Raw genomic sequence first — 15,786 nt, forward strand, 5'->3', positions numbered from 1 at the left:
GGGATGGAGCGAGTATTGATGCGGGAACGTTCCCGCACAAGGCCGTGCGGGAACGGTTTTCCCAAGGTCACGAGGGTGGCAGCATCAGTCGCATGACCGAAGCCTCCCCGCACGGCGGGCAGCCCTCGCCGCCCCTCCCACGCGTGCGCCTCGTCGACGTGGCCCGCGAGGCGGGCCTGTCCAAGACGACCGTCTCGGCGGCACTGAACGGCACCGGAAGGCTCTCTCCCGAAGTCCGGGACAGAGCCCGCGACACCGCGCGCAGGATGGGCTACCGGCCCAATGCCACTGCGCGCCGGCTGCGCGCGGGACGGGCCCGGTCGATCGGATACGTGGTCGGGGAGTTCGCCGACGCCCCCTGGACCTTCCTGGAGTCGCCGTACTTCGCCCGGCTGACCGCGGCCACCGCGGCGACGTCGCTGCGACGCGGCTACGCCATGGTGCTGCTGCCCGCCGGGTCCCTGCAGGGCGAGTGGGCCGACCTGGCACTCGACGCGGTGGTCGTCGCCGACCCGGTCGCCGGCGACCCGGTCGTCGAGGACCTCCTCGCCGCCCGCATCCCGGTGTTCAGCGACCGCTCCGTCGAGGGACGCCCCGGGGCGTACTGGGTGGACGTCGACGCCGGCGCCGCCGTGCGCGGCGCCCTGGACCACCTCCGGGAACAGGGGGCCCGGCGGCCCGTCCTCGTGGTGCCGGACAGCACCACGCGTTTCCACACCGACGTGTTCGCCGCGCACCGGGAGTGGTGCGCCGCCCACGGCCTGCCGGAACGGGTGGTACGTGCCCCGGCGCCGGGCAACGGCCCCGTCGTCCGAGCCGTCGAGACGGCCCTCGCGGGTGACCCGGCGGCCGGCCCGGCACGGCCCGACGCCCTCCTCGTCGTGGCCGAGGCGAGTCCGCCCCTCGTCCTGGACGCGGCCCGCCGGCTCGGCTACGAGGTCCCCGGAGACCTGCTCCTCGTCTGTGTGAGCGAGGACGTCACCGCCGAGCACACCGCGCCGCCCGTGACCACCCTGAGCCTGCGGCCCGAGGCGGTCGCGGAGGCGGGCATCGGCATGCTCGTGGCGGTCCTGGAACACGGCGAGCGGGAGGCGGCGGGGGTGCTCGTCCCGACCCGCCTGGACGTCCGTGCGTCATCGGTCCGGCCGGTTCAGCCCGCGTACACGAGCCGGCCGCCGACATAGGTCCGCTCCACCCGGGCCTGGGCGATCTCCTCGGCGGGGGCCGTGAGGATGTCGCGGTCCAGGACGACGAGGTCCGCGAGGTGGCCGGCCCGCAGGCTGCCCGCGTCGTCGTGACCGTTCACATGGGCGGCCCCGGCGGTGTAGGCGGCCAGCGCGGTGGGCAGGTCGAGCCGCTGCTCGGGGTAGAAGACCCGGTCGTGTCCGGCCTCGGGATCCCGCCGGTTCACGGCCACGTGGAGGCCCGCCAGCGGATCGGGGCTGCTCACGGGCCAGTCGCTGCCGGCGACCAGGGTCGCGCCCGCGCGCACCAGGTCGCCGAACGGGTACTGCCAGGCGGCGCGCTCCGGACCCAGGAACGGGATGGTCAGGTCGTCCATCTGGGGCTCGTGGGCCGCCCACAGGGGCTGGACGTTGGCCAGGGCGCCGAGCCGGGCGAAGCGGGCGAGGTCCTCGGGGTGCACGACCTGGAGATGCGCGAGGTGGTGCCGGTTGCCGCGGTGTCCGTTGGCCGCCACCGCCGACTCGACCGCGTCCAGGGCCTCGCGCACGGCCCGGTCGCCGAGGGCGTGGAAGTGCACCTGGAAGCCCAGGGCGTCGAGCTCCGTCACGTAGCCGCGCAGCGCCGCGGGATCGACGAAACTCAGGCCGCTGTTGGCGGTGGCGCAGCCGCAACCGTCCAGATACGGGGAGGTCATGGCGGCGGTGAAGTTCTCCGCGACACCGTCCTGCATGATCTTCACCGAGGTCGCGCGGAACCGTCCGGCCCGGAGCTTCTCGCGGCGGGCCACCAGTTCGGGGATCTGCTCGGCGCCGCGCGCCCGGTCCCACCAGAGCGCTCCGGTCACGCGGGCGGTGAGCGAGCCGTCCCCCGCGGCGGTCATGTACGCGTCCGAGGGGTCGGGCCGTCCGTTGAGGTCACCGAGCATGGCGTCCTGCCAGCCCGTGATGCCGAGGGAGTGCAGCAGCTCCTGGGCCCGGAGCAGCCCGGCGAGGAGTTCCGCCGGCGTGCTCGCGGGCAGCAGCCGGCCGACCAGCGAGGTGGCGCCCTCCTGGAGCATGCCGCTGGGCGTGCCGTCCGGCTCGCGCTCGATCCGGCCGTCGGCGGGATCGGGGGTGGCGGCCGTGATTCCGGCGAGTTCGAGGGCCCGGGTGTTGGCCCAGGCGCCGTGGTGGTCCCGGTTGGACAGCAGGACCGGACGGTCCGGGACGACGGAGTCGAGCAGGTGACGGGTCGGCAGCCCGCCCTCGAAGCTCTCCATCGACCAGCCGCCCCCGGTGATCCACTGGCGGTCGGGGTGGGCGTCCGCGTACGAGCGGACCAGGGCCAGGTAGTCGTCCACGCCGACGGTGCCGGTCAGATCGCACTCGGCCAGTTCCGCCCCGGCGAAGACCGGGTGCGTGTGGGCGTCCTGGAAGCCGGGGAGCAGCAGCTTCCCCGTCAGGTCGACCACCTCGGTGCCGGGCCCCACGAGGTCCCGTACCTCGTCGTGGCCGACGGCCGCGATCCGGTCGCCGATGACGGCGAGCGAGGTCGCCCGGGTGCGGGCCGGATCCACCGTGAAGACGGGACCGCGGGTGAAGACCAGATCGGCCTGGGCCATGCGAGAACTCCTGAGCGCGAGACGACGGGCGTGGCGCCATGGAAGCGGCAAGGCCGTTTACACGTCAATGGTGTTGACGTAAGGTCCCGGCCATGTCCGAACGTGTCATCCCCGAAGGCGGGCGCCGGCGCCGCAGGCCCACCAAGCAGGGCGCGGTCCTCTCGGAGGGGCTCATCGTCGAGACGGCGCTGCGGCTGGTGGCCCAGCACGGCGCCGAAGCGCTCTCCGTGCGGAGGCTGGGCGCCGCGCTCGGCGCCGATCCGAGCGCGCTCTACCGCTACTTCCGCAACACCGACGCGCTCCTCCTCGCCCTCGCGGACGAACTGATCGGCAGGGCCCAGGAGGGCTGGGAGGCGACCGGGGACTGGCGGGAGGACCTGCGGTCGATGGGCCTGCGGATCCACGCCTGCTACCTCTCGCACCCCCAGGCGGCCGTCCTCGGCGCGTACCGCACCACGGGCCGGCCCCATGAGACCCGGGCCGTCGAGCGCATCGTCGGCATCCTCCGCTCGGCAGGTTTCCCGGACCCCCTCGCCGTCCGCGCCTACCACGCGTTCGTCGACCAGGCCCTGGCGTTCGCCGCCCAGGACGCCGCCGCGCTCGCGCTGCCGAAGGCGGCCCGGGAGGCGGACGCGGCGGTCTGGAACTCGGTCTACGGCAGGCTGTCGGCCGACACCCACCCGCACATCGCCGCGGTCTTCCCGCTGCTCGCCGCCGACATGCGGGACAGCGGCTACCCCTTCGCGCTGGAGCTGATGCTCGGCGCGCTGGCGGCGCTCCGCCCGGCGTCGGCCGGGGCCTGAGGCGCGTCGGCCGCGCGTGCCCGCCCCGCCCCGTCCCGTTCTCGACCCGGAACCCGACCTGCCGTCCCTCCTGCGGTCGCCGGGACCAGCGCCCGCTCCACCGGGCCCAGCGGGACGGGCCTGACCGGCCCGGTCAGTGGGCCCGGTACCGCCGCCGGTCCACCGGCACGCCCGCTACGCTCCGCCGGGAGGGCGCAGTTCGCCGGTCCGGGCCACGCGGGAGTACCAGTACGCGCTCGACTTGGGTGTGCGCTCCAGGGTGTCGTAGTCGACGTGGACGGCGCCGAACCGCTTGGCATAGCCGTAGGACCACTCGAAGTTGTCGAGCAGCGACCAGAGGAAGTAGCCGCGCACGTCCGCCCCGTCCGTGATCGCCCGGTGCACCGCGTCGAGGTGGGCGTGGACGTAGGCGGCGCGCTGCGGGTCGTGGACCGTGCCGTCGGGGCCGACCTCGTCCTCGTACGCCGCCCCGTTCTCGCTGATCACGAGCGGCAGCCCGGGGTACCGGGCGGCGGTCCGGGTCAGCAGGTCGTACAGGCCGTCGGCGTCGACCGGCCAGTCCATCGCCGTGAGCTCGCCGGGCGCCCGGTGGAAGGCCACGCCCTCCGCCCCGGGCCACGGCGAGTGCGCGCTGTGCCCGTGCCCGTCGTCCTGCGGCACCGGCCCGCCCCCCGCCGCGTGCGAGACGACCGTCGGGGTGTAGTAGTTCACGGCGAGCAGGTCCAGGGGCTGGTGCACGGCGGCGGTGTCCCCGTCCCGGACGAAGGACCAGTCGGTCAGGTGCGCGGTGTCCGCGAGCAGGTCCTCGGGGTACGCGCCCTCCAGCATCGGCCCGAGCCAGATCCGGTTGCCGACGGCGTCGATGCGCCGGGCCGCCTCCCGGTCCTCGGCCGACGGGGTCAGGGGGCGCACCTCGTGGAGGTTGAGGGAGACCGCGACCCGACCGTCCCCGGGCAGCGCCGCGCGCAGCGCCTGGACGGCGAGGCCGTGACCGAGGTTGAGGTGGTGGGCGGCACGCAGGGCCGCGACCGGGTCCGTACGGCCCGGTGCGTGGACGCCGGAGGCGTAGCCGAGGAACGCGCTGCACCAGGGCTCGTTGAGGGTGATCCAGTGCTTCACCCGGTCCCCGAGGGCGTCGGCCACCAGGCCCGTGTACGCGGCGAACCGCTCCGCGGTCGCGCGCTCGGGCCAGCCGCCCGCGTCCTCGAGGTCCTGGGGGAGGTCCCAGTGGTAGAGGGTGAGGGCGGGCGTGATGCCGGCGGCGAGCAGCTCGTCGACGAGCCGGCGGTAGAAGTCCAGGCCCTTCTGGACGGCGGGGCCCCGGCCGGTGGGCTGGACGCGTGACCAGGAGACGGAGAACCGGTAGGCGCCCAGGCCGAGTTCCGACATGAGACGGACGTCCTCGGGGAACCGGTGGTAGTGGTCCACGGCCACGTCACCGGTGTGGCCTTCGAAGACCTTGCCGGGGGTGTGGGAGAAGGTGTCCCAGATGGACGGGGTCCGGCCGTCCTCTCGGGCGGCGCCCTCGATCTGGTACGCGGCGGTGGCCGTGCCCCAGAGGAAGTCGGGCGGGAAGGTGCGGGCGGCCGTGAGCGGCCGGGTCTCGGACGCGGTCATAGGAGAGCGCTCCCAACGCGGGCTTGGATGAAGTGGTGCCGGATGGAGTGGGTGCCGGACGCAGTGGTGCCGAACGCGGTGGTGCCGGACGCGGTGGTGCCGGAGGCCCCGCCGGAAGGAGCCGGGGTTGCCGTCCTCGCCGGCCGGCGTCAGTTCTTGACGGCGCCGGCGGTGATGCCGCCCACGATGTGCTTGCCGAGGACGGCGAAGACCAGCAGCAGCGGCAGGGTGGAGAGGAGCGCCCCGGTCAGTACGACGGCCTGGTCGACGGTGTGGTTTCCCGCGCCGAGTCCGGCCAGGGCGACCTGGAGGGTGGGGTTCCCGTCGGGGGTCAGTGCGATGAACGGCCAGAAGAAGTCGTTCCACGCCTGCACGAAGACCAGCATGCCCAGGACCGCCATCGCGGGCCGGGCGACCGGGAACACCACGTGCCAGACGATGCGCAGGCTGTGCGCGCCGTCCATCCGCGCCGCCTCCACCAGCTCCACGGGCAGGGCCTCGATCAGGTACTGGCGCATGAAGAACACGCCGAAGGCGGCGACCAGCGACGGCAGGACGACCGACTGGAGCTGGTCGACCCAGCCCAGGCCGGTGATGATCTGGTAGAGCGGGATCACACTGAGCTGCGGCGGGATCGTCATGGTGGCCACCACGAGCGCCAGCAGCGCGCCCTTGCCCCGGAAGGGCAGCTTGGCGAAGGCGAAGCCGGCCAGGGTGGAGAACAGGACGGTGGACAGGGCCACGAGCCCGGCCACGACCGTCGTGTTGACCAGTGCCTCGCCCATGTCGACCTGGTTCCAGGCGAAGGAGAGGTTGTCGAACAGCCGGGGCCCCGGCAGGAGCGGGGCCGGAGCCTCGACCACGCGTTCACCGGTGTGGGAGGCGGCGACGAGGTTCCAGTACAGGGGGAAGAGGGAGACCAGGGCGGCGAGGCCGAGCAGGACGTAGGTCAGCGGTCCGGCGTGGTGCTGGCGGCCGGCCGCCGGGCGAAGACGCCCGGCGCGCGGCGGCCTGGCGGGGGCCGTGTCGAGTGTGCGGCTCATGGGTTCAGCTCCCCGCCTTCGTGTGCGTGCGGCCGGCCCGCTCGCGGCTGCGGGCGCGGTTGCGGTTCGAGCGGGAGACCAGCGCCTGGAGGCCGCCGATGAGCAGGAGGAGCAGGAGCATGACCCAGGCGATGGCGGAGGCCTGGCCCAGTGCGCCGGTCACCCAGCCCTTCTCGTACATGAGCAGGCTCAGCGTCTGGAACTGGTTGCCGCTGCCGCCGCTGATGCCGACGCTGCCGCCGAAGAGCATCGGCTCGCCGAAGAGCTGGGTGGCACCGATGGTCGAGACGACGACGGTGAACAGGATCGTCGGCCGGATCGAGGGAATGGTCACGCTGAGGAACTGGCGCCAGCGCGAAGCCCCGTCCAGCGCGGCGGCCTCGTAGAGGTCCTGGGGGACGGCCTGCATCGCGGCCAGGTAGATGAGGGCGTTGTAGCCGGTCCAGCGCCAGGTCACGATGACCGAGATCGCGATCTGGGAGGGCCACTTGGAGGACTCCCAGGCGACCGGATCGAAGCCGGCCCAGCCCAGCAGCGTGTTGATCAGCCCGTAGTCGGTGTTGAACAGCTGCGCGAAGACGAGCGTCGCCGCCGCGATCGAGGTGGCGTACGGGGCGAGCACCGCCACGCGGAAGAAACCGCGGCCGCGGAGCCGGTAGTTGAGCAGGTGGGCGAGGCCCAGGGCCATCAGCAGCTGGGGAACGGTGGAGACGACGCCGATGGTGAAGGTGTTGGCGAGGGCGTTCCAGAAGAACTCGCTGCCCGCCAGGGAGGTGTAGTTCTCCAGCCCTTTCCACTGAGCGCTGCCGCCGAGCTCCACCCGGTGGAGCGAGAGCCAGCCCGTGTAGATCAGCGGGAAGAGTCCGAAGGCGGCGAAGGTGAGGAAGAAGGGGGCGAGGAAGACGTAGGGGACCGCCTTCAGGTCCAGGCGGTAGAGCGTGCTGCGCAGTCCGCCCCGGCCGGAGGGCCGCTGCTCGCGGGAGCCGGTGCTGGGGGCCGGGGGCTGCGCGGCGGGCGGCGGGGGGCCGCCACTGGTCGCCCGTACGGAGGTGGCCACGGGGGCGTCCTTCCAGGTCGATGCGTGCGGTGGCGCGGTGGCGCGGACGGCGGCGGCCCGCCGCCGCCGTCCGCGGGGAGGCGGCGGGAGGCGGGCGGGGGCGGGGCGCCGCGGGCCCACTACTTGTCGATCTTGTCCGCGACCAGCTTCCTGACGTTCTCCCAGGCCTTCGCCGGGTCGGTGCCGCGCTGCTCGATGTCGAGGATGCCGTTGTCGGTGAGGAAGGTCTTTACCTGTCCGTCCCAGCGGCTGATCGGAGCGGGCGTGATGCCAGCCGCGGCTTCCGAGTAGATCTTGCCGACCGGGGTGTCGCCGAAGTACGCCAGCTTGGCGCCCTGCACCGCCGGGGAGCCGAGGGTGTCCTTGGAGGAGGGGATGTTGCCGTTCACGCCGAAGACCTTGGCGTGCTGGGCCGGAGCGGTGAGCCAGGCGGCGAGTTCGGCAGCCTCCTTGGCGTGCTTGCCCGACTTCGGGACGGCGAGGAAGGAGCCGCCCCAGTTCCCGGCCACGGGCGGTGAGGCGATGTCCCACTTGCCCTGGTTCTCCGCGCCCGCCTGTTCCTTGATCATGCCGGTCATCCAGCTCGGGCAGGCCACGGTGGCGAACTTCGCGTTCTTGAAGGCCGCGTTCCACGTGCCCTTCTCGTCGAACTGGCGCAGCTTCGCGGTCAAGTCGCCCTTGGCCGCCGTCACGGCGGTGTCCCAGGCCTTCTTCACGCCCGGACTGTTCTCGTAGTCCAGCTCGCCCTTGGCGTTGGCGTACTGCACCGGCTCGCTGGCGATCACGGCGTTGAACAGGCCGCTCGCGGAGTCGTGGAAGGAGGTCCCCTCGGGGGCGTTCTTCTTGTACGCCTCACCGGCCTGGATGAACTTCGTCCAGTCGCCCGCCCAGAGCCTGCCCACTTCGGTGCGGTCGGTCGGCAGGCCGGCCTTGGCGAAGAGGTCCTTGTTGTAGCAGATCGCCATCGGGCCGATGTCCGTGCCGAGGCCGATCACCTTGCCGTCGCCCGTCGTGGCCTGCTTGACCTTCCAGCCGAGGAACGCGCCGAGGTCCGCGCCGCCCGTCTTGCCGAGGTCGGTCCACTTGTCGGCCATGGCGGGTCCGGTGGCCTCCGCGATGTAGCCGACCTCCAGGGCCTGGATGTCCGCGAGGCCGCTGTTGCGGGAGAGGCGCAGCTTGAGGGTGTCCCAGTACTTCTGGCCGTCCGCGACGTTCGACTCTTCTATCTTGATGTTCGGGTGTGCCTTCATGTACTCGGCGTAGAGCTTGGCTCCGGTCGCGTCGTCGTAGCCGAAGGAACCGAAGGTGCCGATCCGCAGCGTGATCTGCTCGCCGCCGGCCGCGCCGCCGCCCTTGCCCCCGTCGCCGTCACCGCCGCAGCCGGCGAGCAGGGCCGTACCGGTCGCCACGGCGGCGACCGCGGCGACCGCGTTGACCACGGTGCGGCGTCCGCGTCCGCGTCCGTGTCTGCTGCTGGAAGTGCGCATGCCACTCTCCTCGTCCAAGGTGCTGCCGTTTGTGCGCCAGGGTCCGGCGGGCTGTTCGCGGCTCGGCCAGGGCCCGTCCGGACCTGATGTGAAAGCCGTTGTCGCACCCATGGATGGGAGCGCTCCCACGTCGTTGCCGGAAGGTTGCTGCCTCGCGGGTGCAAGTGTCAAGAGAGGAACGGGAATTCATTACACAGGGGTCACGGGTGCGGGTTCCCTCCCGCGTAGGCGTGCTGTCCCTGCCGGGGGCTGAGCGTGACCGTGGTGGCGGCAGGGGATGTGGCGCTATTGTGGGAGCGCTCCCACCCGTTCGTCGGCGTAACGTGTCCCCCGGCTGCGGGCGGGTGCCCCGTCCTGCTGAACTGATCAGCGGGCCGGGCCCGCGCCCGGTGCGGAGTGCGAGGGAACACGAGGGGAGTCCACGAGCGTGAGCGGACGGCAGAGCGGCGCCAGACCCACTCTGGAAGAGGTCGCGGCCCTGGCCGGTGTCGGCCGGGGCACGGTCTCCCGGGTCATCAACGGTTCGCCGCGGGTGAGCGAGCGGACCAGGGACGCCGTGGCCCGGGCCGTCGCGGAACTGGGGTACGTCCCCAACCAGGCGGCCAGGGCGCTGGCAGGCAGCCGGACCGACGCGGTGGCCCTGGTCATCCCGGAGACCGAGGCCCGGCTGTTCTCGGAGCCCTACTTCCTCGACCTGATCCGCGGGGTCAGCGCCGAGCTGGCCGAGGCGGACAAGCAGCTGCTGCTCACCCTCGTCCGCACCGAGGCCGAGCGGCAGCGGTTCGAGCACTACCTGGCGGCCCAGCGGGTCGACGGCGTCCTGCTGGCATCGGTCCACGGGAACGACCCGCTGCCCGACCGGATCGCCAGGCTGGGCCTGCCGGTGGTGATGAACGGGCGGCGCTCGGAGGCCGAGCCGGTGGCCTATGTGGACTCCGACAACATCGGTGCGGGACGGGCGGCCGTCGCCCACCTCGCGGGGCGCGGCCGGTCCAGGATCGCGACCATCACCGGGCCGCTGGACATGTACGTGGCGCGCGCCCGGCTGGGCGGCTACCGCGCGGGCCTGGCCGAGGCCGGGCTCCGGCCCGACGAGTCGCTCGAGGCGACCGCGGACTTCACCGAGGAGGGCGGCCGGCTGGCGATGCGCGAACTCCTGGAACGCGCCCCCGGCCTGGACGCCGTCTTCGCCGCCTCCGACGTGATGGCGGCCGGCGCGCGCGGGGTGCTGCGCGAGGCCGGGCGGCGGGTCCCCGAGGACGTCGCCCTCGTCGGGGTCGACGACTCCACGGTGGCCCGTCTGATGGACCCGCCGCTGACCAGCGTGCGCCAGCCGATCGAGGAGATGGGCCGCACGATGACCCGGCTCCTGCTCCGGAAGATCGCGGAGGACCCCGGAACCGGCGCCGCCCCGCGCCGGGACGGGGGCGAGGAGCCGCGCCGGGTGCTCCCGACGGAACTGGTCGTGCGGGACTCCTCCTGAGCGGGGTCTGCCTGAGCGGGGTCCCCCTCGGCGGGACTCCTGCGGAGCGGGACTCCTGCGGAGCGGCGGCGGCCCGCCGTCGCCGCGCCCGGAGCGCGCCGAGGCCCGGAACCCCGCGGAAGGAGTGCTTCCACGAGGCTCCGGGCTCGTCACCCGCCCCGCGTCACAGCGCCGGGTGGGCGTTCTTCATGAGCTCCTGGAACTGGGCGGAGAACCACTGGCCGGCGAGCGGTGCGTCCGGGAGGGCTCCCGACATGCTGTTGCCGTTGCGCACGTTGCCCGTGTAAGTGGGATCGCACATCCGGTCGAACCCCTTGCCCTCGTTGTTCGGGATCTCCTTGCTCGCCCCGTCGGACTCGCCCGGGGGCTTGATCCACACGTAGGCGTCGATGCCGGGGGCCGGGGCCGCCTTCGGCCGCTCGCCGAGTCCGGCGCCGGACTGGTTGCACCAGTTGCCGAGGTGGATGCGCCGGTCGTAGCGGCCGCCGTTGACGTAGGTGTCCACGCTCGTCAGCGCGCCGGGTCCGGTCGGGCGGGCGGTGCCGCCCCAGCCGTTGCGGGAGGTGTCGATGAGCATGCCGATGTTGGCGTCGAAGCCCAGGGAGACGAGCTTGGCCCGCATGCCCTGGGCGTAGGACAGCTCGTCGGTGTAGCGGTTCCAGTCGACCCACTTCGACTGGCGCACCGAGGTGCCGTTGACGGAGTCGTCGATCTTGAAGTGGTCCTCCTTCAGGGCGCTGTAGTTGGCCGTGTTGACGACGAAGCCGTGCACCTTGGCGAGGGTGGAACCCTCGGCGGTCGCGGCCTGCTTGAACATCTCGGCGGAGGCGCCGAGGTTGTCGTCCCAGCCGAGCCAGCCGTGGTGGCCGGCGTCGACGTAGTTGTAGACGTTGGCGATGGAGCCGAGCTTGTTCAGGGCGTAGCCGACGCCCTTGACGTAGTTGCCGTTGGCCTTCATCACGTCGCAGTTGGGCGTCGCGGTGGGGCGGCCGGAGACGTTGGTGACCAGGTTCGGCAGTGAGTCGATCTCGACGGTGGTGACGATCCGCAGCCCCGCGTACTTGGGTTCGGCGAGGATGGCGGCGATCGGGTCGATGTACTGCGTCTTGTACTTGTCGATCTCGGTGGGGCCCAGTTCGCCGTTGGAGGCGAGCGCGGAGCAGTCCCGCCCGGGCAGGTTGTAGATCACCAGCTGGACGACGAGTTCGCCGCTGCCCTTCTGCGTCAGAGCCGCGTCCAGGTGGTCGCGCAGACCCATCGTGCCGCTCGTGCCCGTGACGAGGGCGATGCGGTCCAGCCACACGGCGGTGGGCTGGTTGGACACCCTGCTGCCGCCCGGCTCGGCGGCGGCATGGGCGGACCACTCGGGGTTCACGTACATCTTGGCGCCGGCGTAGGGGTTGTCGACCTTGCCGCCGGTGGGCGGAGGCGTGGTCGGCGGGGTGGTCGGCGGGGTCGTAGGGGGTGTGGTCGGGTCGGTGGCGCCGTTGCAGGTGACGCCGTTGAGCTTGAAGGCCGCGGGGACGGCGTTCGTGCCGGTGTGCGAACCGTTGAACCCGAAGGAGGCCGAACCGCCCGTGGCCAGCGCTCCGTTGTAGGACATGCTCTTCGCGGTCACCGCGGCCCCGGACTGGGTGAGGGCGGCGTTCCAGCCCTGGGTGACCTGCTGGCCGTTCGCGTAGGACCACTCCAGGGTCCAGGAGGCGACCGGGTCACCGGTGTTGGTGACGATCACGTTGGCACCGAAGCCGGTGCCCCACTGGTTCGAGATCTGGTACTCGACCTTGCAGCCGGCGGTGGCGGCGCCGGCGCTGGTGCCGAACGCCGTGGCGGTGGCGCCGGCGGCCGTGACGAGACTGAGGGCCGCCAGTAAGGCGGTGCGGGGGATGGTGCGGCTCATGTCGGGGGTGCCTCTCAGTTCGGGGCGCGCAGGCGGTAGCGCGCCCGGTGCCGGATGGGGAGTGCCGTCGTGCGGGGAGTGCCGTCGTGCTGAGGGGTGCCGTCGTGCGGGGAGTGCCGGCGTACGGAGCGGATGCGGCCGTCGGAACCGGGCCGTGGGGCGGCCGGTGAACGCGTGTCCGCGGGGAGTGCGCCCGCCGCCCGGCCCCCGGCCGGGGGCCCGGTCCGCGACCGGGGCGGGGTGGGTGAGCACCGGCTCGGGCCGTCGTGGGCGATCCCGGGGACCGGGGGAGCCGATGAGCGGGCCCTCCCGGCCGGATGCGCCCTCACGGCACGCCGACTGATGGGACCGCTCCCACTGGTTGGGGCCAGACCGTAGCGTCAAGGGCCGCCAAGCAAAAGAGGGGGCGGGCAAATTCCTCGAGGATTCCTTTCGACTCTTCACGCGTCTTGACGCCGCCGGAACGCCTCTGCACAGTGGGAGCGCTCCCACTGGTTCGGAGCTTGTGCGCAAACGTTCCTCCATCCCGTCTCCCCGAGCCGCGAGGAGAACCATCCGCATGTCGTCACATCCCCCACCCGGATCCCACGGACGGCGCGGACTGCTGACCGCGTCCGCCACGGCCGTGGCCCTCTGCCTCCCCCTGGGCTTCACGGCCGTCGGCGCCCCCACCGCCGCTGCCGCGGCGGTGCAGTGCAGCGTCGACTACAAGACCAACGACTGGGGCTCGGGCTTCACCGCCGAGCTCACCCTCACTAACCGCTCGACGACCGCTCTCGACGGCTGGAACCTCACCTACGACTACTCCGGCGACCAGCGGCTGACCAACGGCTGGAACGGCGTGTGGACGCAGTCCGGCAAGAGCGTCCGCGTCGCCGCCCCCGACTGGAGCAGGACCATCGCCGCCGGGGCGGCCGTCACCACCGGCGCCCAGTTCAGCTACAGCGGGACCAACGCCGCCCCCACCTCCTTCGCCGTCAACGGCACCCCGTGCACGGGAGCCCACCAGCCCCCGGTCGCCGTCCTGACCAGCCCCACCGCGGGCGCCGTCTACACGGCGGGCACTCCCGTCCCGCTGGCCGCCACCGCCGCCGCGGCCGACGGCGCCACCGTGAACAAGGTCGAGTTCTACAGTGACACCACGCTCCTGGGCACGGACGCCACGGCACCCTTCACCCTGGACACCACCGGTCTCGCGGCCGGTCCCCACTCCCTCTACGCGAAGGCCTACGACAGCCTGGGGGCCTCCGCCGAGTCGGCCCCCGTCGGCATCACCGTCGCCGCCGGCCCCGCGCTCGTCGCCGCCCCGGCGCGGCTCTCCGTACGCCGCGGCGAGACGGGCGCCTTCGACGTGAAGCTCTCCAAGCAGCCCGCCGCGAACGTCACGGTGGGCGTGGCCCGCACCTCGGGCAACACCGACCTCACCGCGGCACCCGCCGCGCTCACGTTCACCCCGGCGAACTGGAACACCGCCCAGAAGGTGACGGTCACCGCCGGGACCACCGGCAGCGGCTCCGCCGTCTTCACCGTGACCGCCCCCGGCCACGCGAAGGCAGAGGTGACGGTCACCGAGCTGGCCGCCGGGTCCACGTACGACGCCCGTTTCCTCGACCTCCACGGGAAGATCACCGACCCGGCCAACGGCTACTTCTCGCCCGAGGGCATTCCGTACCACTCCGTCGAGACGCTGATCGTGGAGGCCCCGGACCACGGACACCAGACGACCTCGGAGGCCTACAGCTACCTGATCTGGCTCCAGGCGATGTACGGGAAGATCACCGGGGACTGGTCCAAGTTCAACGGCGCGTGGGAGACCATGGAGAAGTTCATGATCCCCACCCATGCCGACCAGCCGACGACCGGCTCCTACAACGCCTCCAAACCCGCCACCTACGCACCCGAACACGACCTCCCCTCGCAGTACCCGGCCAGGCTCGACGGGGGAGTCGCCGCCGGCGCGGACCCGATCGCCGGTGAGCTGAAGAGCGCGTACGGCACCGACGACATCTACGGCATGCACTGGCTCCAGGACGTCGACAACGTCTACGGCTACGGCAACGAGCCCGGGAAGTGCTCCGCCGGACCGGCCGCGACCGGACCCTCGTACATCAACACCTTCCAGCGCGGACCCGAGGAATCGGTCTGGGAGACCGTGCCGCACCCCACCTGCGACAACTTCACCTACGGCGGCAAGAACGGCTACCTCGACCTCTTCACCGGCGACGCCTCCTACGCCAGGCAGTGGAAGTTCACCAACGCCCCCGACGCCGACGCGCGTGCCGTCCAGGCCGCCTACTGGGCCGACCTCTGGGCCAAGGAACAGGGCAAGGGGACCCAGGTCGCCGCGACCGTCTCCAAGGCGGCGAAGATGGGCGACTACCTGCGGTACTCCATGTTCGACAAGTACTTCAAGAAGGCCGGGAACTGCGTCGGCCCCACCGTCTGCCCCGCCGGAACCGGCAAGGACAGCGCGCACTACCTGATGTCCTGGTACTACGCCTGGGGCGGGGCCGCCGACACCGCGGCCGGCTGGTCCTGGCGGATCGGCTCGAGCCACGCGCACAGCGGGTACCAGAACCCCCTCGCCGCCTACGCGCTCAGCGAGTACGCCCCGCTCAAGCCCACGTCGCCCTCCGCCGCCGCGGACTGGGCGACCAGCCTCGACCGGCAGCTGGAGTTCTACCGCTGGCTCCAGTCCGACGAGGGCGCCATCGCGGGCGGCGCCACCAACAGCTGGCAGGGGCGCTACGCACAGCCGCCTGCCGGCACCCCCACCTTCCACGGCCTCTTCTACGACGAGAAGCCGGTCTACCAGGACCCGCCGTCCAACCAGTGGTTCGGCTTCCAGGCCTGGTCGATGGAGCGGGTCGCCGAGCTCTACGAGCGGACCGGCGACGCGGGCGCCAAGACCCTGCTCGACAAGTGGGTGGGCTGGGCCCTGTCGAAGACCACGGTCAACCCCGACGGCACCTACCGGATCCCCTCCACCCTCAAGTGGTCCGGCGCCCCCGACACCTGGAACCCGGCGGCTCCCGGCGCCAACGCGGGCCTGCACGTCACCGTCGCCGACTACACCGACGACGTGGGCGTGGCCGCCGCGTACGCCAAGACCCTGACCTACTACGCCGCGAAGTCCGGGAACGCCGAGGCCAAGCGGGTCGCCAAGGCCCTGCTCGACGGCATGTGGACCCACCACCGGGACCCGCTGGGCCTCTCCGTCCAGGAGACCCGGACCGACTACAAGCGCTTCAACGACCCGGTGTACGTGCCCGGCACGTGGACCGGGAAGATGCCGAACGGCGACGCGGTGAACTCCTCCTCCACCTTCGCCTCGATCCGCGGCTTCTACAAGAACGACCCGGCCTGGCCGAAGGTCGAGGCCTACCTCGCGGGCGGCGCCGCGCCCGTCTTCACCTACCACCGGTTCTGGGCCCAGGCGGACATCGCCCTGGCCATGGGCTCGTACGCGGAGCTGCTCGAATAACGGAGCGCCCCGCCCGGAGACCGCTCCGCGCACGACGAGGCCGGGCAGGCCCCCAGGGCCTGCCCGGCCCCGGCGCGTCCGCGGAGAACCCGTCAGCCGAGGGCTCCATCAGCCCCCCCACCGAGGA

General features: G+C 72.4%; 10 protein-coding genes. 4 read left to right on the forward strand and 6 right to left on the reverse strand.

The window, feature by feature from the left end; genetic code table 11:
* The first annotated feature begins 92 nt into the window (after nt 1-92).
* Nucleotides 93-1,184, forward strand: coding sequence for a LacI family DNA-binding transcriptional regulator (locus tag ACZ514_RS01740; RefSeq protein WP_468163245.1), 1,092 nt, complete (start codon nt 93-95; stop codon nt 1,182-1,184).
* On the opposite strand, the gene ACZ514_RS01745 is transcribed toward ACZ514_RS01740, so the two are convergent.
* Nucleotides 1,151-2,785, reverse strand: coding sequence for an amidohydrolase (locus tag ACZ514_RS01745; protein WP_468163243.1), 1,635 nt, complete (start codon nt 2,783-2,785; stop codon nt 1,151-1,153). The genes ACZ514_RS01740 and ACZ514_RS01745 overlap by 34 nt on opposite strands.
* A gap of 92 nt (nt 2,786-2,877) precedes the next feature.
* Between ACZ514_RS01745 and ACZ514_RS01750 the strand changes: the two genes are divergently transcribed.
* Nucleotides 2,878-3,588: a TetR/AcrR family transcriptional regulator gene (locus ACZ514_RS01750; RefSeq protein ID WP_468163241.1), complete on the forward strand. Its 711-nt coding sequence runs from the start codon at nt 2,878-2,880 to the stop codon at nt 3,586-3,588.
* 174 nt (nt 3,589-3,762) lie between these two features.
* Here the strand turns inward: ACZ514_RS01750 and ACZ514_RS01755 are convergent, their stop codons facing one another.
* From ACZ514_RS01755 to ACZ514_RS01770, 4 genes are all read right to left on the reverse strand, one after another.
* Nucleotides 3,763-5,205: a GH1 family beta-glucosidase gene (locus ACZ514_RS01755; RefSeq protein WP_469123808.1), complete on the reverse strand. Its 1,443-nt coding sequence runs from the start codon at nt 5,203-5,205 to the stop codon at nt 3,763-3,765.
* A 149-nt stretch (nt 5,206-5,354) separates the two neighbouring features.
* Nucleotides 5,355-6,248 (reverse strand): carbohydrate ABC transporter permease, encoded by an 894-nt coding sequence (locus ACZ514_RS01760; protein ID WP_468163237.1) that lies wholly within the window; start codon nt 6,246-6,248, stop codon nt 5,355-5,357.
* Between the two features lie 4 nt (nt 6,249-6,252).
* Nucleotides 6,253-7,305, reverse strand: a complete 1,053-nt coding sequence (locus tag ACZ514_RS01765; protein ID WP_468163235.1) for a carbohydrate ABC transporter permease — start codon at nt 7,303-7,305, stop codon at nt 6,253-6,255.
* A 119-nt stretch (nt 7,306-7,424) separates the two neighbouring features.
* Nucleotides 7,425-8,792 carry an ABC transporter substrate-binding protein gene (locus tag ACZ514_RS01770; RefSeq protein WP_469123809.1) on the reverse strand — a complete coding sequence of 456 codons (1,368 nt, stop codon included), beginning with the start codon at nt 8,790-8,792 and terminating at the stop codon, nt 7,425-7,427.
* Nucleotides 8,793-9,219: 427 nt separating this feature from the next.
* Here ACZ514_RS01770 and ACZ514_RS01775 point away from each other — a divergent pair, with 427 nt between their 5' ends.
* Nucleotides 9,220-10,275, forward strand: coding sequence for a LacI family DNA-binding transcriptional regulator (locus tag ACZ514_RS01775; protein WP_469123810.1), 1,056 nt, complete (start codon nt 9,220-9,222; stop codon nt 10,273-10,275).
* Nucleotides 10,276-10,438: 163 nt separating this feature from the next.
* Here the strand turns inward: ACZ514_RS01775 and ACZ514_RS01780 are convergent, their stop codons facing one another.
* Complete coding sequence (locus tag ACZ514_RS01780) at nt 10,439-12,175, reverse strand: glycoside hydrolase family 6 protein (protein ID WP_468695370.1); 1,737 nt, start codon at nt 12,173-12,175, stop codon at nt 10,439-10,441.
* A 559-nt stretch (nt 12,176-12,734) separates the two neighbouring features.
* Here ACZ514_RS01780 and ACZ514_RS01785 point away from each other — a divergent pair.
* Nucleotides 12,735-15,659, forward strand: a complete 2,925-nt coding sequence (locus ACZ514_RS01785; RefSeq protein ID WP_469123811.1) for a glycoside hydrolase family 48 protein — start codon at nt 12,735-12,737, stop codon at nt 15,657-15,659.
* The last annotated feature ends 127 nt before the right edge of the window (nt 15,660-15,786 follow it).

The organism is Streptomyces sp. NPDC034086 (assembly GCF_055575515.1).